This window comes from Paenibacillus sp. Y5S-9 (assembly GCF_036894235.1).
GTDB lineage: Bacteria > Bacillota > Bacilli > Paenibacillales > Paenibacillaceae > Paenibacillus.
The window spans coordinates 6281799-6307814 of the sequence record NZ_CP145887.1; the positions used below are offsets into that span (position 1 = coordinate 6281799).

Consider the following 26016-nt stretch of genomic DNA (forward strand, 5'->3'; position numbering starts at 1 on the left):
TATATAATTGGATAATAAAATGGAAATCTGGATCGCTTCAGGTTATAAAGTGAACTATTCAATGGCCTGAATTACACCGTAAAAACAATAAAAACCCCAAAACATCCACCCCAATGTGACTTGGGCTGATCTGTTCCAGAGTTCTATAGTTATCTAGCTAGCTTATATACATAAATCTAACGTGTTTCACGGTTTGATTCGAGAACGTTATTGCTCCTGCTGGGATGGCTTGCGTCTTAGCAATTTCATCACCAAATCGGTAATACTTGGTTGTTCCGCAGAGCCAAGAATATCCTCGTTCTCTTCCGTGTGGACCTTAATACTCATCACAAGACCCATGCTGATCATGTTGATCATAATGGAGGTACCACCTGAACTAATAAACGGTAGGGTAATCCCTGTCAATGGCATCAGACCAATGAACGGACCAATATTGACAAAGATCTGGTAGAGCAGCATCGCTATAATACCTACAATTAGATATGGCCCCGCGCGATCCTTACACTCCAGTGCAATCAGCACCAGCCTGTGAATAAGGATAAAGTACAGTAGAAGCAATACCGAGGCACCGATAAAGCCAAATTCTTCACCGATCTGTACAAAAATGGAGTCAGCATAGGCCAGCGGCACCCGATTTGACTGAATCGTCGTGCCTTCCATATACCCTTTGCCTGTAATCCCGCCAGAACCAATCGCAAGTTTTGCATTATACGTCTGCCAGAGCACATCTCTTGAGGTCAGCTCTGGTACAAGCCAAGGGTCAAAACGATCCGCCCAGTGCGAACGTCCAATGTCATTCAGGAATTTAACAATCTCATCATGATAATGAATATATGCCTGTGTACCGCCGATAAAGGTAGCCACAGCAATAATAAAGCCAATGAGGGCATGCGTAAATTTAATGTTGCCGATCCATAATAGGCCCACAAGAATGACAACATAACTCAACGCATTTCCCAAGTCATTTTGAAGCAATACGAGTAGTAACGGTGGCAGCACACAGAGAGAGATCGGAATAACATCACGTCCAAAATAGAGCGGACGATTCTTCTTTCGGGCCAAAAAGGCCGATAAAAACACAATTAGGCATAACTTGAACAACTCAGCAGGCTGCAAACTGACCCCGAAGATGGACAGCCAGCCTTTTGCACCGTAATACTCTTTACCAAAGAACATTACGAAAATGAGCAGCAGCATACCCACGCCATAGATATATAAATAATTTTTGATTATGAATTTATAGTTGATCATCGACATCCCAAAAAAGACTACGAATCCCAAAATATAAAAGATCACTGCACTTTTCGGGAGTCCCTCCAGCTTTGGACGACCAAACGTTGTACTGTAAATCGACAAAATACTGATAACCATTAGAATAACCAGTATAAACACAATAGAATAGTCTATCTTTTTAAATTTGTGCAGCATGTAATTATGTTCCCCCAAGCATTCAGAAATCTTCGGTATATCTCATTGTAGAGGATTTCACGGCAAAAAGAAAACCCGCGGAACCTTACATTTTCGTCACCTGTTCCGAAGTACGAACACCCAGGACATGCCGCTCGATTCCGGCAAGGTCCGGTACAATGATTATTTCCGGCCAATGTCCCGCCGATTCAAGCAAAGCCGCGATGTCGCGAGCTTGCCCCTGGCCCAGCTCAAAACCAATGATCTGTGGCGGCGCAGACAGTAGCGCCAGTTGCTCCAGCATGATACGGTACGGTGCAAGCCCGTCCGGACCGCCGTCCAGTGCCATGCGCGGCTCATGATCGCGCACTTCTTTCTGTAACCCGGCGATGTCTGCCGCTGGGATATATGGCGGGTTGGACACCAGGATATCCACCCGAGCCCCGGCGAACGGGGCCAGCAGATCGCCTTCACGGAAGTCGATCTGTACCCCGTTCGCGGCCGCGTTCCGCGCGGCCACTTGCAGGGCAGCCGCCGAGAGATCTCCGGCGCCTACCTGCCAGCGCGGGCGTAGTGAAGCCATCGTCACCGCGATGGCACCACTGCCCGTGCCAATATCGACGGCGAGCGGAGCGCCGTCGGGAAACACGCGGTCGGCTTCGCGCAGCACAGCCTCGACCAACAGCTCGGTCTCCGGCCGCGGAATCAGCACGGCCGGCGTGACCTCGAACGGCAGCCCGTAGAATTCCTGGCTGCCGATAATGTATTGCGCTGGCTCACCTGCAGCCTTGCGCGTGACAGCGTCCTCCCAGCGGCTGCGATGCTCGCTGGGAAAGGGCTCCGGCTGCATCATGTAGTACTGGGCGCCATAGACGCCGAGTACATGTTCCAGCAGCAGCCGAGCATTGTTTTGCGGCTCGTACACGCCGCACTTTTCCAAAAAAGAGGAAGCCTCCACGAAGGCTTCCCGACAGCTCTGTTCCGGCGTCATGACAAACTGCGCTCGGGTCACAGATTATTCTCCTCTATCCATCATCTCAGTCTGCTGAGCAATCGTCAGTGCAGACAAAATATCTTCAATCTCTCCGTTCATCACCTGATCCAACTTGTGCATCGTCAGGCCGATACGGTGATCCGTCACACGGCTTTGCGGGAAGTTGTACGTACGAATCCGCTCACTGCGGTCGCCCGTTCCCACTTTGCTCTTCCGCTCAACAGAGATCTTCGCTTCCTCTTCCATACGTTTCATATCGAAGATACGTGTACGCAGAACTTGCAACGCTTTTTCCTTGTTGGAGTTCTGTGATTTTCCATCCTGACATGTCGCCACGATTCCCGTTGGAACGTGCGTTACCCGTACTGCGGATTTTGTAGTATTAACCGATTGTCCACCGGCACCACTGGAACAGAACGTATCCACACGGATGTCTTTGTCATGAATTTCGATATCAAAATCTTCGGCTTCAGGCATAACCGCAACCGTTGAAGTTGACGTATGAATACGTCCGCCAGACTCGGTTGTTGGAATACGCTGCACACGGTGTGCGCCGCTTTCGTATTTCATTTTGCTGTATGCGCCACGTCCGTTGATCAGGAAAACAACCTCTTTGAATCCACCGAGATCATTCGTGTTAACGTCCATCAGCTCTACACGCCAGCCTTGTGCATCTGCATAACGTGTGTACATCCGATACAGATCTGCTGCAAACAACGCTGCTTCATCTCCACCAGCTGCTCCGCGAATCTCAACAATAACGTTTTTGTCGTCATTCGGATCTTTTGGCAACATAAGCACACGAATCAATTCGTCCAGTTCCTTCTGGCGAGTGCTCAGTTCGTCAATTTCCATTTTGACCATTTCGCGCATCTCATCATCCAGTTTCTCCCCCTGCATTTCCTTCGCAGCTTCGAGATCCTGACTTACCTGTTTGTATTCATTGTACGCTTCATAAGTCGGTTGCAGATCGGATTGTTCTTTGGAGTATTCCCGCAGCTTTTTGTTGTCACTTGCCACATCCGGGTCACACAAAAGCTCGCTCAACTTGTCATAACGGTCGGCTAACGCCTGTAATTTATCCAACATGTATAGTCACCTCACGCATTATTTTGTCCAAGCACATCACATTTTCGATACTTATTTCAATTCAACATTAATTACATCTATAATCTATATTCCACAACGCACAGGATTCTCACCGAATCCCCTGACCGCAGCATGTATTCACATTCATGTATGATCGACGTATAACATCGCTACAACGTCATCAAATCCTTTACTTTTAAAGTGATATCAAGAAATCGTGTACCCTGTATGAAACCCGCTTCAGCTCATCTGTTACAGCGCGAATTTTAACGTGGTATACGACTCTTAATTATAGCATATTCTTATGGTTCTGAATAGTAACTGTTCCGCATGCGGATGAACTAATTTTTGTGTTGCAAAATACAAAATGAAATTGTTGTTTGATGTTGTTACGAAACGTTCCTACTGTGGTGTAATACAAGTATAACAAGTGTAAAATAAACAAAAGCCACGATGCGCTAACATCGTGACTTCTCTAACAAAGGCCGGTGGGCGACCACCGCGAATTTCAATCAAATGAATGAAGAACCACCGGATTGCAAGGCGACCAACCTAATCCCGGTGGTTTTTCTTGTTCCGCACTGCAAAACTCTAAGTCAAAGACCCCACGAACTTCACGAGAAGGTCGCAGGGTCTTGTTATTAAATCTACATATAAAGGTGTAACAACCTATACGTTGAAACGGAAGTGCATAACGTCGCCGTCATTTACAACATACTCTTTACCTTCAAGGCGAAGTTGTCCGCGCTCTTTGGCACCGTTCATGGAACCCGCTGCAACCAGATCGTCGTAGGAAACAACTTCTGCACGGATGAATCCACGCTCGAAGTCTGTGTGAATGACACCCGCTGCGCCTGGTGCTTTCGTTCCTTTACGGATTGTCCATGCACGAACTTCCTGCACACCTGCTGTGAAGTATGTGTACAGACCGAGCAATTTGTAGGCTGCTTTGATCAACAGGTTCAGACCGGAATCCTCGATACCGAGTTCTTCCAGGAACATTTGTTTATCTTCGCCTTCCAACTCAGAGATTTCTTCTTCAACCTTCGCGCTGATCGGCACCACTTCTGCGTTTTCAGCAGCTGCGAATTCCCTTACTTTTTGCACATAAGCATTGTTTGCCACATCACCGATTTCGTCCTCAGCTACATTGGCTGCGTACAGAACTGGCTTCAGGGTAAGCAAGTGCAGATCACGTATGATCAGAAGCTCATCATCGGTAAGTTCCATGCTGCGTGCCGGCTTGTCATCGTACAGAACAGCCTTCACTCTCTCCAATACTTCTACTTCTTGAGAGGCAGTCTTGTTGCCGCCCTTCATGTTTTTCTTGGAGCGATCGATTTTCTTCTCAACACTCTCGATATCGGCCAGGATCAGCTCCAGATTGATCGTCTGGATGTCGCTCACCGGGTCAATTTTACCATCGACGTGTGTGATGTTCTCATCTACAAAGCAACGTACCACGTGTACAATTGCATCTACTTCACGAATGTGGGCAAGGAACTTGTTACCCAGACCTTCGCCTTTGCTTGCACCGCGAACAAGACCAGCGATATCTACAAACTCAAACGCCGTTGGTACTGTTTTCTTAGGTACAACGAGTTCTGTCAGTTTGTCCAAACGCTCATCGGGTACTTCAACGATCCCTACGTTAGGGTCAATCGTACAGAACGGATAGTTTGCCGATTCGGCACCTGCTTGTGTAATTGCGTTAAACAATGTAGATTTACCAACGTTAGGCAAACCCACGATTCCAGCTTTCAAAGCCATGTATATGACAACTCCTCATTGATTACTTGTTCGGTATGGATAATCCTATACATTATATATGACAAACCTCAAGGCATCAAGGAACTTCGCCAATTCGACCAGAGTCCCATCCGCTTCCCGAAATCCCCGGTTAATGCAGATAATTCGTTTTGCGCAGATCTTAAGTTTTGCCCAGAATATCCGCTATTAGGTCTACCCTTTGATTTCCTTATACATCGTCAGATCCGTTACCTCATATCCCATCTTGCGATACAGGCTGCTCGCCCGCACATTATGTCCAAAGACATGCAAACCAATGCGATCCACGCCAAGACTCAAGGCCGTCTGTTCAAGCGCCTGCATCGTCTCTGTTCCGTATCCCTTACCACGGTGTGCTTCTTCAACCACAATATCCAGCAAAAAAGCATCTTTCCCGCGACGATTATCCGTGATGTTAAACCAGATATATCCCACATTTCCGTCCACAGAATGCACCAGATTGTAGAGATACGCTCCCGGTGTGTTCAAGCCTTCTGGCAGATAACGTTCGTAAGATTCCTCCGCCAGTTGCTGAGCCTCTTCCTCAGCCCAGGTGCCCGCTTCTACTTTTTCCTGTGCAAAATCCTTAATCGATCGAATGCGAAAACTCGCATAATCTTCCTGATTCATTGGAGAAAGTTTCAACTTTTTCCCCTCCTTATTTCGAGTGATCTTGATTATGTATGATCTCTGTGCAGCCCTTTTTGCACTACTAGTATCTTATTGTATCCTGTTCTTCCGCTTAGCGCATGAAGAATTCTGACGATTCGGATTTCAGTTTTCATATTTATCCATTTTAATTATAACTTTTGATCTCTTCCCATCGTTTATACCTCATGAAGGAAAGGAGTGGATCACATTGAACACACGTCGCCGATTCTCCAAAAAGAAGATGATTATCTTGTCCACTATTATAATCGTCATAGGCATCATCGCCTTTAGGAGCTTGCTGAATGCAGTCGATCCCTTTCGCCACTTAAGGATCACGATCCACAACCAGTCCGACTATGATCTCACCAATATTCAGGCTAGCCTAGTCCAAGGCGACAACTCATCTAACAACAACGAGAGTGGCTCCACCTACGTATTTGATAAGGATATTCCCAGCGGAACAAACGTGAAATTCGCCCCACGGCTGAAACTTTCCGGCGAGGGCGCCATCTCCTTGGCGTTTACGGACAGCCGTGGCAAAACCTATAACAAAATGGTTTGCGGTTATACGGAATACTTGTCAGGCAATTCGTACGTTACTGTAACCAATGAGAATGTCACCGTGAAAGAGGAATGTATGTAATAATTCGGCAACAGTATGTATGTAAGTAATTGAAACATTATTACATAATACTGAATAAGGAGGGAATTACATTGTTATTCAATATAATTTTAGGTACAGGTGTAGCTTTGTCTATATTACTTTCTGCACATCCAGCTAGTACTGTTGAATTAGAGTATAGAGTGAAAGATGCTTTTACTCCCCCTCCAATCACTGTGGAGAACACTGAGGATCCGATTATTAATCCAATGGATGTACAGCTTATCAGACCATTCAATTACAGCAGTTACAATGCATACGAAAAATCCTTCACATTGGATCCTGACAATGGAGAAGATGCCGATGTTTGGATTCAGAACAATAGTACGGATACTATTTATGCCAAACTTACTGTGGGCAATCTTTCCCCAATTGATATTCCAATCAAAAAAGGGACTCAAAAAACAACAAGAATAGGTGTTATAGGCACAACAAACGTCAAAGTTTATATCTATAGTTCAGCAGGTCATAAAATGCATATGAATATCAGTGCCCGACAATTTTAATATTATAAACAGTGTAGGGGATACTTCTTAAATGAAGTATCCTCTACACTGTTTTTGTTCCAGATTATATAGAAAGCAATATGAGTAGACTCAAAATATATAATTAAATAACTCCAATGAAGTTTATATCATCTTCATTTTGACCCCACGCCTAACGCCGTTCCACCAGACGTGACGTCTGCTGCAAATCCTCGATCCGACCTGCGCCAATGCCAAACATCACGGTACGCAGCTCAAATTCAACCTGTTCCAACCGCTCATTCAGCGCATCATCCGAAGCGACTGCGGATTCGAGCAGAGATCGACCGAAACCAGCGAGATCTGCCCCGAGCGCGAGGGCTTTGGCCGCATCCACGCCAGTGTGCAGTCCACCACTGCCGATCAGGGCACCGGTAGGGTTCAGCGCCCGCACTTCCTGAATACACTCCGCTGTCGGAATGCCCCAGTCGGCAAAAGCTTCCGCTGCCGCCCGGCGTACCGGGTTATTGTTGCGGTACTTCTCTACCTGCACCCAGCTTGTACCTCCAGCCCCGGCTACATCGATAAACGCGACACCCGCTTCATACAAGGCTTTCGCTGTAACACCATCGATGCCAAAACCTACTTCTTTTACGCCAACAGGTACGTCTAGCTCACGACACAAGTTTTCAATCCGCTGAAATAATCCGCTGAAATTGGTGTTACCTTCCGGCTGGAAAACTTCCTGCAACGTGTTCAGATGAAGCACGAGCATGTCCGCACCCGCAATATCTACGGCACGCTGGAAATCAGCTGTTGTGAAACCATAGTTCAGCTGCACCGCACCCAGGTTGGCAATAACCGGGATGTCCGGTGCCCAGCGTCGCACATCGAAGGTACTTGCGAGTTCCGGCTGTTCTACAGCAGCCCGGATCGAACCTACGCCGAGTGCCCAGCCTCTGGCGTTTGCTACTCGAGCGAGGCGCTCATTGATGGCGCCCGTTGTTTTGCTTCCACCCGTCATCGAACTGATGAGCAAGGGGGTACGTACTTTTTTGCCAATGAACGAAGTCTCCAGATGCACCTCTTCAAAATCCAGTTCCGGCAGTGGGTGATGGCGAAAAGCAAACCGCTCCATACCGCTGGTTACCCCTTCTCCTGCCACATTCTCCTCAAGACAGAGGCGCACGTGTTCCAGCTTCCGTTCTCCCGTAGCCACTTCGGGAAGCAGCCGTTCGCCGGCTCGCTCTTGTTCATTCATGATGAGACCTCCTATGTGAGAATCGTGCGGATCGACAGGATAACCTGCCCGTTCCTTGCTTCTATGTATATACGTCTTATGTACAAGACAAAAACATTAATCCTATAAGCATTGCAGCTCAGCAGTTTAACTCTATCCAGTATAACGTTCCAAACCATCTATTGAAAGGATGCCCCGACACCAAATGTCTCACTTAAATCTCGGAGCACCACTATTCTATACCTACGCAAAAGATCTGGTTAGCGCGGACGACGCACATAGGTGTCGATCAACAGAATGCACTTCCACTCCATCATCTGCAGAACGAACTTATCTCAAAATTTCAGATGCTAACTGCTCACCAACAAGCTGTCCGGACAATGTCACAATCGGGGTTCCGCCGCCTGGATGTGTTGTACCGCCGACGTACCAGAGTCCTTGTACATCTTTACTTCGATTGCCCGGACGCATAAAGGTCTGCTTCACGGAGTTGGACGAGATGCCGTAGATTGAACCTTGATGCGCCAAGGTATCCCGTTCGATATCTCGCGGCGTATATCGGATCAGCACATCAGATTGGTTCAACCCGGTAATTCCTCGCGCTGCCAATTGTTTCAGTACAAACGCTCCGTAACGTTCCGTTTGTTCCTCCCAATTCCATGAATCCGACAAGTAGGGGGCATTGACCAGAATGAACAGGTTACTTGCTCCCTCCGGAGCCATACCTGCTTCCGAATAACCGGAATAACAGATGTAGATCGTCGGATCTTCGGGCATTTTACGGTCGCGGAAAATATGGTTGAACTCCGGTTGATACCGTTCCGGGAAGAACACCGTATGGTGCAGTAGTGCATCATATTGTCTTCGCACACCTGCCAGCGTCACAAATCCCGAAATGGATGGTTCATACTTCCGTATGCGGCCATCGCTCATCTCTTTCCGATGTTCCGGTGCAAGCAGCAGTCGATTCACACTAAGCACATCTCCATTGGCAACCACCTGATCAGCTTCCCGGAAGCCTTGATCCGTATCCACGCCTGCCACTTTGCCATTCCGAACAACAATCTGCCGGACCTCTGTGCCGGTAATGATCTGTACACCTTTTTCCCGAGCCAGCCGGGTCATTCCTTCGATCAGTTGATAGGTTCCGCCTTTGACCCCGTAGATGCCGACTTCTGCTTCCACATGACCCATCATGGCAAAGATGGAAGGCGATTGATACGGCGATGATCCCACATAGGTCGCGTACCGTCCGAACATAGCCAGCGTATGCGGATGTTGGAAATACGAGCGCAGTAACTTATCCAACTTCACCGTTGGCCGCACGCGGAGCAGGCTGCGCAACATTTGGAGATTGTATTTGTCAGAAGGAGACAGCAGCAACTTACCGAGAAAATGACGATTGGCTTCCGCATACAGTGCAGCAGACTCATCCATAAATGCATCATAACGAGCCGCATCCTCCGGACTGTACGCCGCGATCTGCTCCTTCATCCACCCGCGATTGCCTGACAAATCTACCACTGTGCCATCTGCGAATATATTACGCGTGCGCGGCTCTAACTCATATAACTGTACGTAATCTTCCATTGCTACTCCAGCATGGTCGAAGACTGAACGAAAGGTCGATGGCATCGTGATCGTGCTCGGTCCCCGGTCAAAATGATACCCGTCCCGCTCAATCTGCTGCAGCTTGCCACCTACGTGTTCCTGCCGTTCCATAATGGTTACCTGCAAACCTTGTGAAGCCAGTCGTATCGCACACGACAGACCTCCGAATCCTGCTCCGATAATAATGACGTTACCTCTCAACTGTACCGCCTACCTTTCCATACATACCCCTTGCCGGAGCGGCCTGCCTGCCAGGAAGCAAGTCCGATGGCAATGACACAGGCCATGCTGACCGGTTGCAGAAGGGCGAGCCACCAGGGTTGTCCGCCAGCATGATCCGCTACTCTTTTCACAGCCATACCTAATAAAGTTCCTATCAATCCATACAGAATGGACACCGAACTACCCATCATAATTCCAATAATCAAGCCTAGCGGGGGCACAATATACATCAGTGTATACATGAACATCGTGCCAAGCAGCAGTACGTCTTTGCGTCCCATACCTTCGTACATATTTTTCTTATATCCGTTCCATACTTCTGCCCCGTTCTGATACATGCGGGTATTTGTTACGTCATGCACATCGGTCAGCATCACCGGATGGCCTGTACGCTTGACTGCTTTGGCGAGACTCATGTCATCCACCAGATGCGCCTGAATGGCAGCATGACCACCGGAAGCCTCGTAACTGGAGCGATGAATCAGCAAAAAAGCCCCCGTAGCGGCCACAAACATCGGACTGGATGATCTGCGTATCATAAAAATGGGCAGATGACTGATGATGGTGAAGACCATCATGGGCACAACAAGCTTTTCCATCCATGTCTTTGTTACCTGATAAGGAAAACCGGTTACCAGCCCCCCGCTCTGCTCACACCCTGCTGCAAGAGTCTGCCGAATGGCACTTGGCTCCAGACGCACATCCGCATCCACGAACATATACCATTCTCCCTTGGCCTCCTGAACCAGCCTGTGACACGCATGGGATTTACCCATCCAGCCCTCGGGAAGATCGACACCATGCAGCAAACGCACACGTGTATCGCGATCCGCAATCGCCTGTACCATGGCCGCTGTCTCATCTTCGGAGCGATCATCCAGCACCAGCACTTCCATCCGGAATCCCGATGTCTCGCTCGCTAGTACACTTTCAAGACATCCTTCGATATGTAGTCTTTCATTTCTGGCCGGAATCAGTACCGAGACCAGCAGGTCTGGTGGTTGTATCTTATCTGCCCGGAATGAACGTACTTTGGGCAGACAGGAGACGTTCCATAGAGCGAACAGCAACTGTATGCCCAATATACATGTAAGCACAATCCAGAAGATTTCAGATGCATTCATGCTAACGGTTCACCCGCTTTCGTGCCGCATCGTATTTTTCACTTGTCGAACGTACATGACGAATCAACGGAAGCGCATCTGGCAAACTTCCCTGCCCCATCCGTACAAGTGCTGATCTATGATCGTCTAACTGCTGTTCCAACACATGGCCGAGTCTGGCGGCAATCTCTTCACTCTTCAACGCCTTCCAGTCTTCTAACACAGGCGGGCCTGCCTGCATCGATATTTCCGGTAAATCATGCTGGACCATTCCATGGCACAAGGTTACCGGTACGGCGATGGCATTCGGGGAGCGACGAAGCAGCAATCCGATGCCTGGACGGAACCGAATCGGTCTGGCCTCCTGATGCAGAATTTCTCCTTGTGGAAAAATCCAGACCCTTTTGCCCGAATTCAACAGCTCACTGGTGTACTGTAGAGAGGTCCGAATACCGGACGCACTCTCCTTATTGATCGAATACGCACCCAATTTACGAAAAAAAGCATATTGCTGAAGCTGTTGCTCCTCCATCATCACATAATGATCTCCCCGCGATGTCTGTCTGGCCGCATGATAGAGCAGCAGACCATCCCACCAGGAACTGTGGTTCATGAAATAGATCACCGGACGAGTCGGTTCAATCGGGGAGTTGTCCCTGATGTCCACCTGTGGGTCCAGTGACCCTGTGAGCGTGAAGGAGCGGAAGCGCCGACGTAGCAGATAATAGTGATTGTATAAGGCAAAAATATAATTAAACGGTTTTGATTTTACGGCGCGAATCATAGAGCCAGCTCCCTTCGGCAAGAAGCACACCAGCAATGGCGATGATAAAGCTGCCTGTAATCCCTTCCTTTAGAGCAAGCAGGCCGAACAGAAGAATAAACAGCTGATACAGCCATTTTGCACGCAGCAATGAGCTACGGTCATTAGGCATGGCCGGAAGGAAGAGGGATAGGAATGCACCCATGATAAACCAGCTTATGTAATTGGTCCACGGAACACCGTAGAATCCACCTGGGGCCTGCCACTCCCAGAATCCTCTTGCATGCGCAACAGGGTCGAGTACAAGATCAAGAACAATCGCCCAGAACCCGGTCTTCACTGCTCGAAGCAGTTTGCCAGTCCGTGTTGAACCACCACCACTTAACAGCGCCGAGTTACCAACCACTGCGATCCAGGCAAAACCCAGCGTAACTGGCACACTGAACATATGAATCCCAAAGAAGTCTGAGTAAGCATACTCACCAAAAGGCCAGTGCGTATGCACTCCTATCCACTCTACGCCCATACCTCCAAGCCAGATAATCACAGAGGATATCCAGAGTCCGGGTTTCAGCCAGATGACTGACTGGTCGGACAGACCTGTCCGATTACGCCCTTGGTAGATCAGATCCAGCACATACAATGCATAGAAGATTAGAAATAAACCATTTGAAAAAGATAATACGTCAGGCACACCTATCGTTAGCATCAAGGTTGCTCCAATGACATACCACGCCCAGTAAAGCCACTGGATCATCAGGATACCGCCGTTCGGGAGGCTTGATAGGCCAGCATCGGGTAACGTTTCACAATCGCACCCAGCATCTCCAGTTTCAATTCATCGCTAACATATGCCCGTTTGGTATATACGTCATAGTCGTTGCGTTCAACCGCGTGTAGAATGGTGGAGTAAAAGGCTGCTGCCAGCTCGATGGAAAACGCACTTTCCGTTGGGTACGTATCCAGACGATCCATGCCAATACGGAACCAGTTCAATGCTGCAGCTTTTAATTCATGAACAATGGCAATAAACCGTTCGTCCACGACCCCGTCTTCAAAGTCCTGCTCGGTGTAACCATGCTTCTCCATGATCTCCAGCGGAACATACCGGCGTACTCTGGCCCGATCTTCACCAACATCCCGAATAATATTAACGATCTGCATCCCTTTACCCAAAGCAATCCCGTTCATGGCTACTTCCGCGCCGTTATCATCCCGCAATACAGGCAACAACATCTCGCCTACGGTTCCGGCTACCAGATAACAATAATGCTCCAGTTCCTGCATCGTTGCATAATGCGTTACTTTAAGATCCGTGAGCTGCCCTTCCATCTGACGGAAAAATGGCCCCTTATCCAGATGAGAGAAATTGCTGAACAACCATCTCAGTGCTGGCCAGATAAAATGTCCTTCCGCGTCATCCAACTGATCAAACAAATCATGGATCTCGTGAATTGTATAGGGCGAGTGTTCCGGCTCGTCTACACTGTCATCAATCATGCGGCAGAAGGCATAAATGACATATACCGCTTCCCGACGTGGACTTGGCAGCCCTCTAAAGGCCTGATAAAAAGAGGAAGAACCCTTTTGCATCAACTCTTCACACCTGCTCAAAATCGCTTCATTCATGTTCCCATCTCCTTCATGAGTTGATTGACGGCCATCCGTGCACTCTGCATTACAATCGGCACTCCGCCACCTGGATGTACAGATGCTCCTGCGGCATATAATCCCTTTATATTAGGGAATGGTTTGGGTTGCGGTCGGTATACACCGGACTGGAACAATACAGGTGCTATACCAAAGCTTCCGCCCCCATAGAGCCCGTCTCGCTCTGCGTCAGCGGGTGTACGTACCTTTTTCCACTTGATCGCTGCACGAAGTCCCGGGAATCCTCGTTGCTCCGCTTCTTCCAGTACACGTTCTGCCAATGCTTCACTCTCCTGATCCCAGTCGACACCTTCAGCATCTGGTACGGGAATGAGGAAATACAATACACTCTGTCCTTGAGGTGCTGCAGTTTCATCCAATGCGACCGGATTAAATACGTAAAATGAGGACTTTGCCGGAATGCGTCGCTGATTGAAGACTTCCTGTAAACTACCTTCTAGACTCGGTGGCAAGAAGAACTGATGCGTCGTTGCATCTTCCCAGGTTTTGTCCACGCCCACATAGAGCAATACACATCCGGAAGAGGGACGATACGGTTTTCTTTTACGTGCTACCTCTGGTGATTGTCCAAGCAAACCTGATAGATGGGGGAAATCACCATTGTAGATAACTGCATCCACATTTTCTGCGCCTGCTGCCGTTTCTATACCTTCACATACACCATTTTTAATCGTGAGCCCGGTAACTTCCGCATTCAGCACGACACGCCCACCACGTGATATCAGTTCCTGTTCCAGAATAGCCGGCAATGCTGCATATCCACCTTTGACCATCCAGATACCATATTCATGCTCTGCGTAAGGCAAAAGGGAATAGATGCCAGGGGTCCCGAACGGTGATCCACCGATATACAGACTTTGCAGTGAGTATGCATCGAGCAATTCCTCGTGCTGAAAATAATCGCCTACCGCTTTCCGGACACTTTTGTGTGCGCGCAATCTGCCCATGAGTGACATGAGAGATGGTGTGAAGAAATCCCTTTTGCGCGGAAAAGCCCTTTCCAGGAACGCTGCCCGGCCTGCCGGAAACAACGTGTCCATATCTTTCATGAATCGTGTGAATCCCCGGCTCTCTCCCGGGAACAAACGCTCAATCTCCGCCGTCTGCTCTTCACGTGACGTCATCTTGGTCATGACACGACCACTGTGGTAATGCACTCTGTATAACGGATCACAGCGAAGTAACTCAATCTTCGAACGATCTACGCCTGCTTCCTCAAGTATGCCAAGTAACATCTCTGGCAGCAGCACGATGGTTGGCCCCTGATCGATCCGGTACTCACCTTCCTGCTCATAGCCAATGCGTCCGCCAACGCGGGAACCCCGTTCATACACGGTGACATCCCATCCCTGACGGTTCAATAACAATGCAGAAGTAAGTCCACCAATCCCTGCCCCTACAATAGCGGCCCGCTTCATGAATGCCCTCCGGCTTCTGCCGTCTTCACGTACGAGGATGGTTTGGAGCTTCTGCGCGCGTCCTCTTCCTGAATCAGTCTGACACTGATTCGTGCCGACTCAAAGATCGTTGGCAACCCGCTGCCCGGATGTGTTCCGCCGCCTACCAGCCATACACTTTTCAACTCTTCAAACTGGTTATGGGGACGCAGATACATCATCTGACCCAAATTATGAGCCATATTAAACGTTGCTCCGCGATACACATCCAGTTCATTTTCCCAATCGAGTGGAGTGAACAGCATACATTCTTCAATGCGGCTGCGAATGTCTGCCAGCTCAGGAATGCCCTCCATGCGTTTCATCATGGCCTCCTGCACATTCTCACGTTCTGCTTCCCAATCGATGTCTGCGGTAAGGTTAGGCGTAGGCATGAGAACATATAAAGCGGATTTCCCTTCTGGTGCCAGCGTCGAATCGAGTCTGGAAGGGTTATGAATATATAGAGATGGATCGGCTGACAACATTTTGTGCTTTGTAATCTCATCAACGTTCAACCGGTAGTCCTCTGGAAAATAGATCGAGTGATGCGGAAGGTCCACATCACCATCCACACCCAGATACAGCATTGCTGTAGAGCAGGAATACTTTTTGCGTTTCATTTTCTCCGGGGTATATTTCTTAAGAACACCCGGTTCGAAGAGATGATTCACCGCATGTGCAAAGTCGGCGTTCACCACCACATGGTCCGCTTCGATGCGTTCACCGTTCTCAAGCAACACACCTTCTGCACGACCATTGCGAACAATGACCTGTTTTACCGGAGTAGAAGTATGTATGCGTCCTCCGTATTCTTCCACGACATCAGCCATGGCTTGGAATATCCGATTCACGCCGCCGATGGGGTGGAACAATCCATAGTGGTGCTCAATGAACGATAGTATGGTAAAGGTTCCCGGACAATCCCAGGCAGACATGCCAAGGTATTTGGATTGGAATGTAAATGCCCAGCGTAGACGCTCATCTGTAAAATAGCGGGACAAGATTCCGTAGACCGTATTATGGACATCAAGCTTGGGTAGAGCTGTTACCGCATCTTTGCGCAAATAGTCAGTCAGCTTGCCAAAAGGACGGCGGAGCAAAGGCATGACTTTGCCAAATTTCACTTCTTCTTCTTGCATGAACCGAAGGTAATTGTCTTCATTGCCCGGAAACAATTCCTTAATCTGTGCAGCTGTATCTTCCCGATTACGAGAAGGCGTGAACACCTTATCACCAAAGTTCAGTGCGTACAGTGGGGTTAGCTCTTTCATATGCACATAATCGGATAACTTGCGTCCCACCACGTCGAACATCTCTTCAATCAGCTGAGGCATCATCAAAAATGTAGCACCCCGGTCGAATCGATATTCACCCAGTTCCAATCTGGCAGAACGCCCCCCGATGACTGGCTGTTTCTCATACACATCTACCTCGTACCCCTGACCGGACAATAACATCGCTGCTGCAAGTCCACCTGGACCTGCGCCAATGACAGCTGCACGTTTGCGTTGTTGATTCGGTATCATGCCACTCACCTTTCTATGTAGGGAATTCCTATAGTTCTCTAGCCCCTAACCTATTATTAAACCGCCCAAGAACACTTTAAGCGGTAACTAGCAAAAACATTATACAAATATAATACAAATATTATACGGCCTTGTAAACCAAAAAATGACCCACTGGTCAAAATACGAGGATACTCCATTTATTAACGCAAAAAAACATCCCTTGATCACTTCGTCAAAGGATGTCCTGTATTCACTAACCTATTCATATCATTTGAGATTATGTTTAATTATTGGCCTGTCCGAACCTTGCACCAGTTGCTCGCTCGGAGAGATACTCACGCTCCATCCACGATTGCCAGTCCGCAGAACTCTCCGGCATAATCCATTGCGGATAACGCGCATGCTCTGCACGCTCATAGCCTTTACCTCCCAGTACAAAGCGAATATGCGGGAACTCGTTCATAATACGCTCGACGAGCTGATCACATTTTTCAAGAAGTCCTGGACTTGTGATCGACAGGCAGACCAACTTGATCTTCTGCTCCCGGATAATCGGGAAGATGCCTTCCTCTGGCGTGTTGGCACCGAGATATAGTACTTCCGCTCCATTTTTGCGCATAAAGAGAGAGAACAGCAGCAATCCAACCTGATGGTGCTCCCCTTCCGGACACAACGCCAGAACTTTGGGCAGATGCGGATAGATCGGGAACAGATGGAAAAACTGATAAAACCGCTGTGATATCAGCTGTGTCATGAAGTGTTCCTGAGCCACCGAAGCCCTGCCTTGCTCCCATGCATCTCCAACCCGAACCAGAATGGGCACCAACACATGATAGAACATCGAGTCATACCCATACATGGTGAAACCAAAATCAATCAAACCATTGGCACGTTCACCCTGAAAGTTGTAGAGCGAGTCATAGATCTGATCTGCCATGCGTGCGTAGGCTTCTTCCATCGTAGGCACCGGAGCCATGATCGGCGTGGGCACAGCCTCGGGCGGATTTAATTTGTTTACTTTCAACATCCGTACCGCTTCCGAAATATTGGTCTGATGCAGCTCAACTTGTTCTTTCAACCAGCGCAGATCCGCAACATTCTCTTCGGTATACATTCGATAACCCGATTCCGTCCGCTCAGGGGTGACCGCACTATACCGATTCTCCCAAGCCCGGAGCGTTACCGTCGGGATACCGAGCATGGCAGCGACTTGTTTGATGGAATACACCTTATTACCCACTTTCTTTCCTAAATGTCCAGATTTCAAAGGTTATATCATTGGTTCCCCGTCCTTGTCAGGCATATGAAAACCCTAACATTCTACAAAAATAATACACTCATTATACACAACGCTCAGACACCTGTCGATTGCATCCTGCCAATTTTGCCATATGCATTTTACCGCTACATTCCTTATGCTGGTGGGTTCTCCTGCGTCAACGTTATCATCCGTGTGGTAATAGAAGTCAGCAAGTACAGAAGGGGGAGTCCACCGTTGGTCTCATTACGCCGCCATACATCAGACCGCAAATCTTCACGCGGCAAATTTCCATACATACGAACAGGAATCGTCCTATTGGTCCTATGGCTCATCGCCGTCATGCTCTATCAAACCTACAAACCATTACCAGCGGGCATTTCCTACGAAAGTCCGGAGTATCGTGTGGATCAAGTCGAGTTCCTGCATGACCTCACTTATCCTTCCTCCGACGGACAGATGGAGCACGAACAGCAGATTTTCCAGCGCATGATGCAAATTGTGGAGAAAGCAGAGCAGTTTGTCCTGGTGGATATGTTCCTGTTCAATAATTATCAGCACAAGGGACAGAACTTTCCTCCCGTGAGTACTGAATTCACCGAGGCTCTGGTCGCCAAAAAAAATCAGCATCCTGATATGGATATCTGGTTCATTACAGATGAAGTAAATACCAACTATAACTCAGCACCCAATCCGTTACTGGAACAAATGAAACAAGCAGGCATTCATGTGGTCATCACGGATGTGGACCCTTTGCGTGATTCAACTCCAGTATACTCTGCGGTCTGGCGGACCTTCTTCCAATGGTTCGGTCAATCCGGAGATGGCTGGATCAAAAACCTGATGGCGACGGATGGTCCAGATGTAACTGTACGTTCCTATCTCAAGCTGCTCAATGTGAAAGCCAATCATCGCAAAGTTGTTGTTAGTGAGAAGAAGGCGATTGTCTCTTCTGGCAATATTCATGATGCGAGTGCCTACCACTCAAATATTGCATTTGAAGTAACAGGTCCAATCATTGGCGATATTCTTCAGTCAGAGCAAGCTGTTCTCGACATCTCGGGCGGAGGCCAGGTTCCTGCCTACACAGCTCCTCCCACGGATTCCAAAACGGGAGATTTGCGAGTCCGCTATTTAACTGAAGGCAAAGTGAATGACGCTGTACTCCATGAGATCAATCAGGCTGGCAAAGGTGACACCTTATGGATGGGCATGTTCTATGTGGCCTCTCCAAAAGTATTGGAAGCCCTGCTGGAAGCCGCAAAACGAGGAACCGAGATCCGGCTTGTACTGGATCCAAATGAAAATGCCTTTGGTCAGGAAAAGATCGGCATTCCGAACCGTCCTGTCGCTGCTGAATTGCATGATAAATCCGACGGTAAAATTCAGATACGCTGGTATAACACCACCAAGGAGCAATACCATACCAAGATGATCTATATTGCCAAAGCAACCGGAGATCATATTGTCCTCGGGGGTTCAACCAATTTCACCCCCCGAAACATGAATGACTACAATCTGGAGAATGATCTATGGGTTGCTGCACCTCCAGACAATAAGTTCACGCTTGATATCGCGAATTATTTCGAGCGTATTTGGAATAATGATGATGCGGAGTTCACGTTAGACCTGGATGAGTTTCAGGAGAAGACTACGTTTTTGAAAGGTATCCTATATAAGCTGCAGCTGATTCTGGGTCTTACGACCTTTTGATCAAAAACCACATTCATACCTGTTATATCCGCCTGTACTCTACTGTGCAGGCGGATATTTTCATCTTGACAGGCGATGTGAAGTGTGAAAATATAATTACCTAACGACCGTTAGGAAGGTGATTGAATGACTGCTCAATCCATTCGGGATGCAGCCCTGTTCCATTTTGCGAGAGATGGCTATGAGGGGGCTTCTCTGAGAGCTATTGCTGATGAAGTCGGGATTAAAAAACCGTCCATATATGCACATTTTAGCTGCAAGGATGACTTGTTTTTACACACACTGGCCTTTGCTTTTCACGAGGTAAAACGGCACACACTGGAATATTTCCGTGATCATGCGGATCTGCCATTGGAGCAGAGGCTGAAAGGCTTGTTGATCTGGTTCGAACAAGAATACAATGCCCATGCTTCGGCTCGTTTGATGTTGCGCAATTGTTTTTACCCACCACTTTCTCTGTATAGCGAAGTGATGGATCAGGTGTATCCGTTTATCGATGGCATGGAACGTGCTCTGAATCGTCTGCTGCAACGGGCAATGCGTAATGGAGATATACCGCCCCTTCCGGCGGAACAAGCCGCCATTGCATTTATGACGTTCCTCGACGGTATCACCGTGGAAATAATCTATGGAAGCTCACGTCGGTACAAGAGACGGTTGGAAGCATCCTGGCCTGTCTTTTGGCATGGCATTCATCATTTGAACGAAGAGGCACAACACGTTGTGCCGGAAGGAGATTTAACATCATGAACCGCAACTGGTTATATGTATTTATCGGTGGAATTATTGAGATTGTCTGGGTAAGCGGGCTGAAACATGCCTCGAATGCCTGGGAGTGGACTTTAACGGGGATTGCCATCGTGATCAGCTTTGGACTGATCATTGCCGCTTCCAAAAGGTTGCCTGTAGGTACGGTGTATGCCGTCTTTACGGGAATTGGTACGGCGGGTACCGTCCTTACGGAAATGGTACTGTTTGGTGAGCCATTCCGCTTGGCCAAAGTATTGCTCATCGGGCTGCTGCTCTGCGGCGTAATCGGACTGAAGCTGGTTACGGATCAACAAGAAGCCAAAGGAGGTGCAGTATAATGGCTTGGATGGCAATTGTAGGTGCAGGGATATGTGAAATTTTCGGCGTAATCGGTATTAATGGTGCTTCCACCAAGAAAGGATGGCCATACATCGTACTTATGCTAGTGTCGTTTGTGTTCAGCTTCTCGTTGTTGTCCTACGCCATGACGTCCATTCCCATGGGCACAGCGTATGCCGTGTGGACAGGGATCGGGACTGTCGGCAGTACGTTAACAGGCATGTTCCTGTTCGGTGAACGGAAAGAAGCGAAACGTATCCTGTTTATCGCGATGATTTTGGTGGCAGCGGTGGGTCTTAAACTGATCACATAATGGAACAACTGAATTACACTCTATATCTCCGTTGGTTCTGCAATCTCCGTTATCGTGTAATTCTGAGCTTCCATTATGATATCTAGTAAATTTTAGCAATAAAGTTAGACGACTTCGATCAAGAAGTCGTCTTTTTGGGGTTATAATAGAAATAGGAAACCTCTCTATACTTTTCTACGTAAGAAAGGAAGTCGTAATTATGAAAAAATTATTGGCACGCATGGGCTCTTATACAGGGTATACCCTTCTGATCGGCATGGCCATCTTCTATCTCATCGCTCTGGTCGCCATTATTATACTCGCCTTGTACGCCTTTGCCGGAGTAAACTAACTTATCCATTCTTGATACCTTATCCATAACGTACATACAAGCTACACCTTGTTACTTGCCGTCTCTACTTCCATTTGATCAACCTCTTTTCTCCGCTCTAATTTTCCAATTTACTCCCATTTGAATTCCTTCAACCAGATCGTTTATACTAAGTTTGACCCTAGAGTCAATTCAAGAACTCATAAGTTCCCTGATGAGGTGAAAGTATCGTTAATGAACCCTATACATGAGATGAATGAGAAGAAAAAACTCATCATTACTACAGCACTCAAGCTATTCTCGGAAAAAGGCAGTGCCGCAACCTCCATGCAGGAGATTGCAGAGATATGCGGGATGTCTAAGGGAAGCCTTTACCTTATATTCAAATCCAAAGAGGAATTGGAAGACAGCACGATGGAGTACTGCTTATTTACACTCATAGATGAACTATCCCAGATCGAACATGAAGCTGACCTTACTCCGAGAGAACGTTCACACAAACAGATTGAGACACTGCTGGGCCATGTGTCCGAGCTAAAGGAATTTTTGCGTGTACAGATGCAAAGCATGATGATGAATGATGAGCCACATCGCAAGGAAAAATGCAGCCCGCAGCATAAAGATCTGGAGATTCTTACCCTACACGGTTTCAAGGACAAACTGGAAGATATGTACGGACCGGAGATTGAACCCTATACGATAGACCTTATTTTGCTCATACAGGGTATGTTCCTCTCCTACGTTAAGATCTGGTTTACCGAAATGCCTTCCCTTACCGTCTCCAAAATGGCAACCAATATGCTGCAAATGATTGATTATGCAGCTTACGGATTGCTCGATCAGCGCCCTGCGCCTTTGATTTTGTTGGAAGACTGGCCCGCATGGAATAGTGATCCAAACACAGACTCCACTGTGATGCGTCATCCCATTCACATCATCAAGCAAATGCAGGATATCGCTGGTTCCGAATTGCCCGCAGGGCAAACAAAGAATGATGTGCTCGAAACTATCGCCATTCTCAGACAGGAGATGATGGAATTCACGCCTCGGCGTGCCATCATTCTCGGCATGATGCACAATTTGGAGAGCGTATCTGCCATCAAACCTTTGCACTCTGAGCTTAAGCACAGTCTGGATGCCAAGTATAGCCGGTTTATCCAGGCTGACTCGTCACACATATAAACAGGAGAAACAGAGAGGAGAAGAAACCATCGTATGAAAGGTATTATTAATTTTTCACTGAACAACAAGTTTGCGATTTGGATTCTGACGATTATCATCTCTTTTGCAGGTCTGTACAGCGGACTGACGATGAAACAAGAAACAATCCCGAACATCAACGTACCGTTTCTGAATGTCACTGCCATTGATCCGGGGGCTGCACCGGAGGGGATTGTTGAGGATGTCACGAAGCCTCTCGAAGTAAAACTACGTAATGTAGATGGCGTGAAGACGGTGACCTCCACTTCCATGGAGAATGCAGCATCCATCACACTCGAATTTGATTATGGAACAGATCTGACCAACGCAACGGCAACCGTTCGTGAGGCACTGAATGAAGTTCAATTGCCTGACAGCGTGCAGAAGCCGACCATTTCCAAGTTCAGCATTAACTCTTTCCCGGTTGTATCTCTGAGCCTGTCCGACAAGGACGGCGGTGACCTGGAACAATTGACACGACTGGTTGAATCGGATATTCAGCCTGCACTCGAAGATATTGACGGTGTAGCTCAGGTTCAGGTGTCCGGTCAATATGTGAAAGAAGTTCAATTGAAGTTTGATCAAGCCAAAATGGCCGAGCTGGGCCTGACCGAAGATACGGTAAACGGCATCGTTCAAGGTTCATCCATTCGTGTGCCCCTTGGACTGTTTGAACTGGATAAATCCCAGAAGGCCGTTGTTGTAGATGGAAACATCGTCGACATCGATGATCTGAAAAACCTTGCCATTCCAGTCGTACCCGGCGGTGCTGGCGCTTCTGCAGGTAATGGTGCAAGCGCAGCCCCACAAGGCTCTGGAGCACCAACTGGTGAAGCTGGTCAAGGTACCGCTCCAAGTGCTTCACAAGGAACGGACCAGACTGCAGGCCAGGTTGCTGGCGGTAATGCCGGCGTGGGTAGTCCTTCGGGCGCTGCCAACGCAGCTGGTATCCCTACAGTGAAATTAAGTGAAATTGCCAAGATCGAAGTCATCGGTCAAGCGGAATCCATTTCCCGGACAGATGGCAAAGAATCGATCGGTATTTCCATTGTAAAATCCAACGATGCCAACACGGTTGATGTCGTTAACGCAGTCAAAGATAAAGCGGAAGAATTGCAATCGCAGTTCAAAAATGCTGATTTGACTGTCCTGCTCGACCAAGGTAAGCCGATTCAGGACTCGGTGAACACGATGCTGGGCAAAGCCGTTTTTGGCGCCTTGTTTGCCATCCTGATCATCCTGCTCTTCCTGCGTAATATTCGTTCAACCATTATCTCCATTATCTCGATCCCGCTCTCCTTGCTCATGGCATTGACTGCGCTCAATATGATGGATATCACCTTGAACATGATGACGCTGGGTGCCATGACGGTTGCCATCGGACGGGTTGTCGATGACTCCATCGTTGTTATCGAGAACATCTACCGCAGATTAACACTCAAAGGTGAGAAATTGAAAGGCCGTGAACTGGTCCGCGAAGCAACTCGCGAGATGTTTATTCCAATTCTTTCTTCCACCATCGTAACAATTGCTGTATTCCTGCCACTGGCATTGGTAAGCGGTATGGTTGGTGAGTTATTCACGCCATTTGCACTGACAATGGTATTTGCTTTGCTGGCATCCCTGATCGTTGCCATTACCATTGTGCCGATGCTCGCGCATACCCTGTTCCGTAAAGGGTTGAAGAATAAACAGAATCACGAAGAAAAACCAGGCAAAATGGCGGAAGGTTACAAACGCCTGCTGAACTGGACACTGTCTCACAAACTCATCACGGTCAGTATTGCAGTAATCCTGCTGGTCGGCAGTTTATTCCTGTACCCGTTCATCGGTGCAAGCTTCTTGCCGGAACAACAAGATAAATATGTGACCATTACGTACAGCCCACAAACAGGAGCTTTGCGTGAAGATGTAGAAAAAGAAGCACTCGTTGCCGAGAAGTGGTTGCTGGAACAACCGGGTCTGGAGAAAATGCAATATTCCATCGGCGGAAGTAATCCACTGAGCAGTATGGGTGGCGGTGGTTCCAACTCGGCTCTATTCTATATTGAATATAACGAAGATACGAAAGACTTTACTCAAGTGAAGGAACAGCTTGTAGAAGGTCTGAAGAAGGAAGTTAGCGTAGGAACCTGGAGTGAGCTTGATATGTCCGGGGGGCTGGGTGGCAGCGGACTGAGCCTCTCCATCTATGGCGATAATGTAGAGCAACTCAAACCTGTATCGGATGAAATTCTGAAACTGGTTGAAGCGGATAAGGATAATTTTGAAAAAGCAGATACAACACTTGCTGACACCTACGGGCAGTATACGCTCGTTGCAGATCAGGAGAAACTAAGTTCCTTGGGCCTGACTGCAGGCCAACTGGCTATGGCACTGAGCCCGGCACGGGAACGTCCTGTGCTCACAGAAGTCGATATCGATAATAAAACGTATAAAGTATATGTAGAAACAGACAACAAAACATTTAGCAGTATTGATGAGATTGAGGATGAAACCGTCACTTCACCGCTTGGCATCCAAGTTCCGATCAAAGATGTTGCCAAAGTGGAAGAAGGTACCTCCCCGAACTCCATCATGCAAATTGATGGTAAGGTTGTCGTGCAAGTTACAGCCAACATCCTGGCTTCGGATGTAACAAAAGCTTCGAGTAACTTACAGGCTGAGATCGACAAGCTGGATCTCCCTGATGGCGTTGAAGTGAAGTTCGGCGGTACAACCGAACAGATTAATGATACATTCACTCAACTGGGTCTCGCCATGCTGGCGGCCATCGCCATTGTATACTTCGTGCTCGTTGTTACATTCGGCGGCGGATTGGCACCATTCGCAATCCTGTTCTCCCTGCCATTTACGGTCATTGGTATTATGGTAGGTCTGTTCATCGCTGGTGGTACGCTCGACGTCTCGGCTATGATGGGTGGACTGATGCTCATCGGAATCGTGGTCACCAACGCCATCGTGTTGATCGACCGTGTTATTCACAAGGAAAAAGAGGGTATGCCTACCCGTGAAGCTTTGCTGGAAGCCGGTGCAACTCGTCTGCGTCCAATTCTGATGACCGCTCTCGCAACCATCGGTGCCCTGTTGCCACTGGTTACGGGCCTCGAAGAGAGTGCCGGTATCATCTCCAAAGGATTGGGAATTACCGTAATCGGCGGTCTGATCAGCTCCACGCTGCTCACGCTGGTTATCGTACCGATTGTGTATGAGTTCCTGATGAAATTTAAAAAGAAAAGAATTGAAGATTAAGAAGTAGTTAGTCGTGCTCATGTAAAGATTTGAGTACAACTTAACTACAGACTGTACGCTCTAACTTCTCGCCCCTTAGCGCATATTGGAATGATTGAATTCCGATGTGATGCTAAGGGGCTTTTTTATTTGAGTCGAAATTACGTTACATAGACTGACATAGAAACCATTCATTTTTAATCAAAATCACAAAAAGAATAGTCTCGATTGTCATTTGAAACAAATGAACGTGAGATTTTAGCCCATTGGCTGTAAATCGACATATAATAT

General features: G+C 47.9%; 23 protein-coding genes. 9 read left to right on the forward strand and 14 right to left on the reverse strand.

Annotation, left to right across the window (positions count from 1 at the left end; all coding sequences use genetic code 11):
• Window positions 1–207: 207 nt before the first annotated feature.
• The 5 genes from V6669_RS27645 to V6669_RS27665 all read right to left on the reverse strand — a co-directional run bounded on the left by V6669_RS27645 (window position 208) and on the right by V6669_RS27665 (window position 5923).
• Window positions 208–1428 carry an FtsW/RodA/SpoVE family cell cycle protein gene (locus tag V6669_RS27645; protein WP_091036279.1) on the reverse strand — a complete coding sequence of 407 codons (1221 nt, stop codon included), beginning with the start codon at window positions 1426–1428 and terminating at the stop codon, window positions 208–210.
• An 85-nt stretch (window positions 1429–1513) separates the two neighbouring features.
• Entirely contained in the window at window positions 1514–2398 is an 885-nt protein-coding gene (gene prmC / locus V6669_RS27650; protein WP_338595064.1) for a peptide chain release factor N(5)-glutamine methyltransferase, read from the reverse strand.
• Between the two features lie 24 nt (window positions 2399–2422).
• Window positions 2423–3490 carry a peptide chain release factor 1 gene (prfA, locus tag V6669_RS27655; protein WP_091036276.1) on the reverse strand — a complete coding sequence of 356 codons (1068 nt, stop codon included), beginning with the start codon at window positions 3488–3490 and terminating at the stop codon, window positions 2423–2425.
• 669 nt (window positions 3491–4159) lie between these two features.
• On the reverse strand, window positions 4160–5260 hold the full coding sequence (gene ychF, locus V6669_RS27660) for a redox-regulated ATPase YchF (protein ID WP_062836948.1): 1101 nt from the start codon (window positions 5258–5260) through the stop codon (window positions 4160–4162).
• Between the two features lie 192 nt (window positions 5261–5452).
• A complete protein-coding gene (locus V6669_RS27665) occupies window positions 5453–5923 on the reverse strand; it encodes a GNAT family N-acetyltransferase (protein ID WP_338588727.1) in 471 nt (156 codons plus the stop codon).
• A 214-nt stretch (window positions 5924–6137) separates the two neighbouring features.
• Here V6669_RS27665 and V6669_RS27670 point away from each other — a divergent pair, with 214 nt between their 5' ends.
• Window positions 6138–6572, forward strand: a complete 435-nt coding sequence (locus tag V6669_RS27670; RefSeq protein WP_338588729.1) for a hypothetical protein — start codon at window positions 6138–6140, stop codon at window positions 6570–6572.
• 71 nt (window positions 6573–6643) lie between these two features.
• Window positions 6644–7096 carry a hypothetical protein gene (locus V6669_RS27675; protein ID WP_338588731.1) on the forward strand — a complete coding sequence of 151 codons (453 nt, stop codon included), beginning with the start codon at window positions 6644–6646 and terminating at the stop codon, window positions 7094–7096.
• Between the two features lie 151 nt (window positions 7097–7247).
• On the opposite strand, the gene fni is transcribed toward V6669_RS27675, so the two are convergent.
• The 9 genes from fni to V6669_RS27720 all read right to left on the reverse strand — a co-directional run bounded on the left by fni (window position 7248) and on the right by V6669_RS27720 (window position 17839).
• A complete protein-coding gene (gene fni, locus V6669_RS27680) occupies window positions 7248–8315 on the reverse strand; it encodes a type 2 isopentenyl-diphosphate Delta-isomerase (RefSeq protein ID WP_338588733.1) in 1068 nt (355 codons plus the stop codon).
• A gap of 309 nt (window positions 8316–8624) precedes the next feature.
• The gene (gene crtI / locus V6669_RS27685) at window positions 8625–10106 is read right to left on the reverse strand and encodes a phytoene desaturase family protein (RefSeq protein WP_338588735.1); all 1482 of its coding nucleotides are present in this window, start codon (window positions 10104–10106) and stop codon (window positions 8625–8627) included.
• Window positions 10103–11251: a glycosyltransferase family 2 protein gene (locus V6669_RS27690; RefSeq protein WP_338588737.1), complete on the reverse strand. Its 1149-nt coding sequence runs from the start codon at window positions 11249–11251 to the stop codon at window positions 10103–10105. The genes crtI (V6669_RS27685) and V6669_RS27690 overlap by 4 nt, the downstream gene beginning before the upstream one ends.
• A gap of 1 nt (window position 11252) precedes the next feature.
• Entirely contained in the window at window positions 11253–12014 is a 762-nt protein-coding gene (locus V6669_RS27695; RefSeq protein ID WP_338588739.1) for a lysophospholipid acyltransferase family protein, read from the reverse strand.
• Window positions 11983–12750 carry a carotenoid biosynthesis protein gene (locus V6669_RS27700; RefSeq protein WP_338588741.1) on the reverse strand — a complete coding sequence of 256 codons (768 nt, stop codon included), beginning with the start codon at window positions 12748–12750 and terminating at the stop codon, window positions 11983–11985. The genes V6669_RS27695 and V6669_RS27700 overlap by 32 nt, the downstream gene beginning before the upstream one ends.
• Window positions 12750–13622 carry a phytoene/squalene synthase family protein gene (locus V6669_RS27705; RefSeq protein ID WP_338588743.1) on the reverse strand — a complete coding sequence of 291 codons (873 nt, stop codon included), beginning with the start codon at window positions 13620–13622 and terminating at the stop codon, window positions 12750–12752. Before V6669_RS27705 ends, V6669_RS27700 begins: the two co-directional genes overlap by 1 nt.
• A complete protein-coding gene (crtI, locus tag V6669_RS27710) occupies window positions 13619–15082 on the reverse strand; it encodes a phytoene desaturase family protein (RefSeq protein ID WP_338588745.1) in 1464 nt (487 codons plus the stop codon). The genes V6669_RS27705 and crtI (V6669_RS27710) overlap by 4 nt, the downstream gene beginning before the upstream one ends.
• Complete coding sequence (gene crtI / locus V6669_RS27715) at window positions 15079–16629, reverse strand: phytoene desaturase family protein (RefSeq protein WP_338588747.1); 1551 nt, start codon at window positions 16627–16629, stop codon at window positions 15079–15081. Before crtI (V6669_RS27715) ends, crtI (V6669_RS27710) begins: the two co-directional genes overlap by 4 nt.
• Before the next feature lie 265 nt (window positions 16630–16894).
• Entirely contained in the window at window positions 16895–17839 is a 945-nt protein-coding gene (locus V6669_RS27720) for a MerR family transcriptional regulator (RefSeq protein WP_338588749.1), read from the reverse strand.
• A 267-nt stretch (window positions 17840–18106) separates the two neighbouring features.
• On the opposite strand from V6669_RS27720, the gene V6669_RS27725 reads away from it, so the two are divergent.
• From V6669_RS27725 to V6669_RS27755, 7 genes are all read left to right on the forward strand, one after another.
• On the forward strand, window positions 18107–19582 hold the full coding sequence (locus V6669_RS27725; RefSeq protein WP_338588751.1) for a phospholipase D family protein: 1476 nt from the start codon (window positions 18107–18109) through the stop codon (window positions 19580–19582).
• 126 nt (window positions 19583–19708) lie between these two features.
• Window positions 19709–20332 (forward strand): TetR/AcrR family transcriptional regulator, encoded by a 624-nt coding sequence (locus V6669_RS27730; protein WP_338588753.1) that lies wholly within the window; start codon window positions 19709–19711, stop codon window positions 20330–20332.
• Complete coding sequence (locus V6669_RS27735; protein WP_017691902.1) at window positions 20329–20670, forward strand: multidrug efflux SMR transporter; 342 nt, start codon at window positions 20329–20331, stop codon at window positions 20668–20670. The genes V6669_RS27730 and V6669_RS27735 overlap by 4 nt, the downstream gene beginning before the upstream one ends.
• Complete coding sequence (locus V6669_RS27740; protein WP_017691901.1) at window positions 20670–20984, forward strand: multidrug efflux SMR transporter; 315 nt, start codon at window positions 20670–20672, stop codon at window positions 20982–20984. Before V6669_RS27735 ends, V6669_RS27740 begins: the two co-directional genes overlap by 1 nt.
• A 199-nt stretch (window positions 20985–21183) precedes the next feature.
• Window positions 21184–21315 (forward strand): hypothetical protein, encoded by a 132-nt coding sequence (locus V6669_RS27745; RefSeq protein WP_338588759.1) that lies wholly within the window; start codon window positions 21184–21186, stop codon window positions 21313–21315.
• 213 nt (window positions 21316–21528) lie between these two features.
• Window positions 21529–22476: a TetR/AcrR family transcriptional regulator gene (locus tag V6669_RS27750; protein ID WP_124116559.1), complete on the forward strand. Its 948-nt coding sequence runs from the start codon at window positions 21529–21531 to the stop codon at window positions 22474–22476.
• 33 nt (window positions 22477–22509) lie between these two features.
• On the forward strand, window positions 22510–25746 hold the full coding sequence (locus tag V6669_RS27755; RefSeq protein ID WP_338588762.1) for an efflux RND transporter permease subunit: 3237 nt from the start codon (window positions 22510–22512) through the stop codon (window positions 25744–25746).
• Window positions 25747–26016 lie beyond the last annotated feature (270 nt).

Bases quoted from the DNA above. Each gene is read 5' to 3' on its own strand.
- V6669_RS27645 (WP_091036279.1), bottom strand. From the start codon at position 1,428: ATGCTGCACAAATTTAAAAAGATAGACTATTCTATTGTGTTTATACTG.
- prmC (WP_338595064.1), bottom strand. From the start codon at position 2,398: ATGACGCCGGAACAGAGCTGTCGGGAAGCCTTCGTGGAGGCTTCCTCT.
- prfA (WP_091036276.1), bottom strand. From the start codon at position 3,490: ATGTTGGATAAATTACAGGCGTTAGCCGACCGTTATGACAAGTTGAGC.
- ychF (WP_062836948.1), bottom strand. From the start codon at position 5,260: ATGGCTTTGAAAGCTGGAATCGTGGGTTTGCCTAACGTTGGTAAATCT.
- fni (WP_338588733.1), bottom strand. From the start codon at position 8,315: ATGAATGAACAAGAGCGAGCCGGCGAACGGCTGCTTCCCGAAGTGGCT.
- V6669_RS27690 (WP_338588737.1), bottom strand. From the start codon at position 11,251: ATGAATGCATCTGAAATCTTCTGGATTGTGCTTACATGTATATTGGGC.
- V6669_RS27695 (WP_338588739.1), bottom strand. From the start codon at position 12,014: ATGATTCGCGCCGTAAAATCAAAACCGTTTAATTATATTTTTGCCTTA.
- V6669_RS27700 (WP_338588741.1), bottom strand. From the start codon at position 12,750: ATGATCCAGTGGCTTTACTGGGCGTGGTATGTCATTGGAGCAACCTTG.
- V6669_RS27705 (WP_338588743.1), bottom strand. From the start codon at position 13,622: ATGAATGAAGCGATTTTGAGCAGGTGTGAAGAGTTGATGCAAAAGGGT.
- crtI (WP_338588745.1), bottom strand. From the start codon at position 15,082: ATGAAGCGGGCCGCTATTGTAGGGGCAGGGATTGGTGGACTTACTTCT.
- crtI (WP_338588747.1), bottom strand. From the start codon at position 16,629: ATGATACCGAATCAACAACGCAAACGTGCAGCTGTCATTGGCGCAGGT.
- V6669_RS27730 (WP_338588753.1), top strand. From the start codon at position 19,709: ATGACTGCTCAATCCATTCGGGATGCAGCCCTGTTCCATTTTGCGAGA.
- V6669_RS27735 (WP_017691902.1), top strand. From the start codon at position 20,329: ATGAACCGCAACTGGTTATATGTATTTATCGGTGGAATTATTGAGATT.
- V6669_RS27740 (WP_017691901.1), top strand. From the start codon at position 20,670: ATGGCTTGGATGGCAATTGTAGGTGCAGGGATATGTGAAATTTTCGGC.
- V6669_RS27745 (WP_338588759.1), top strand. From the start codon at position 21,184: ATGAAAAAATTATTGGCACGCATGGGCTCTTATACAGGGTATACCCTT.
- V6669_RS27750 (WP_124116559.1), top strand. From the start codon at position 21,529: ATGAACCCTATACATGAGATGAATGAGAAGAAAAAACTCATCATTACT.
- V6669_RS27755 (WP_338588762.1), top strand. From the start codon at position 22,510: ATGAAAGGTATTATTAATTTTTCACTGAACAACAAGTTTGCGATTTGG.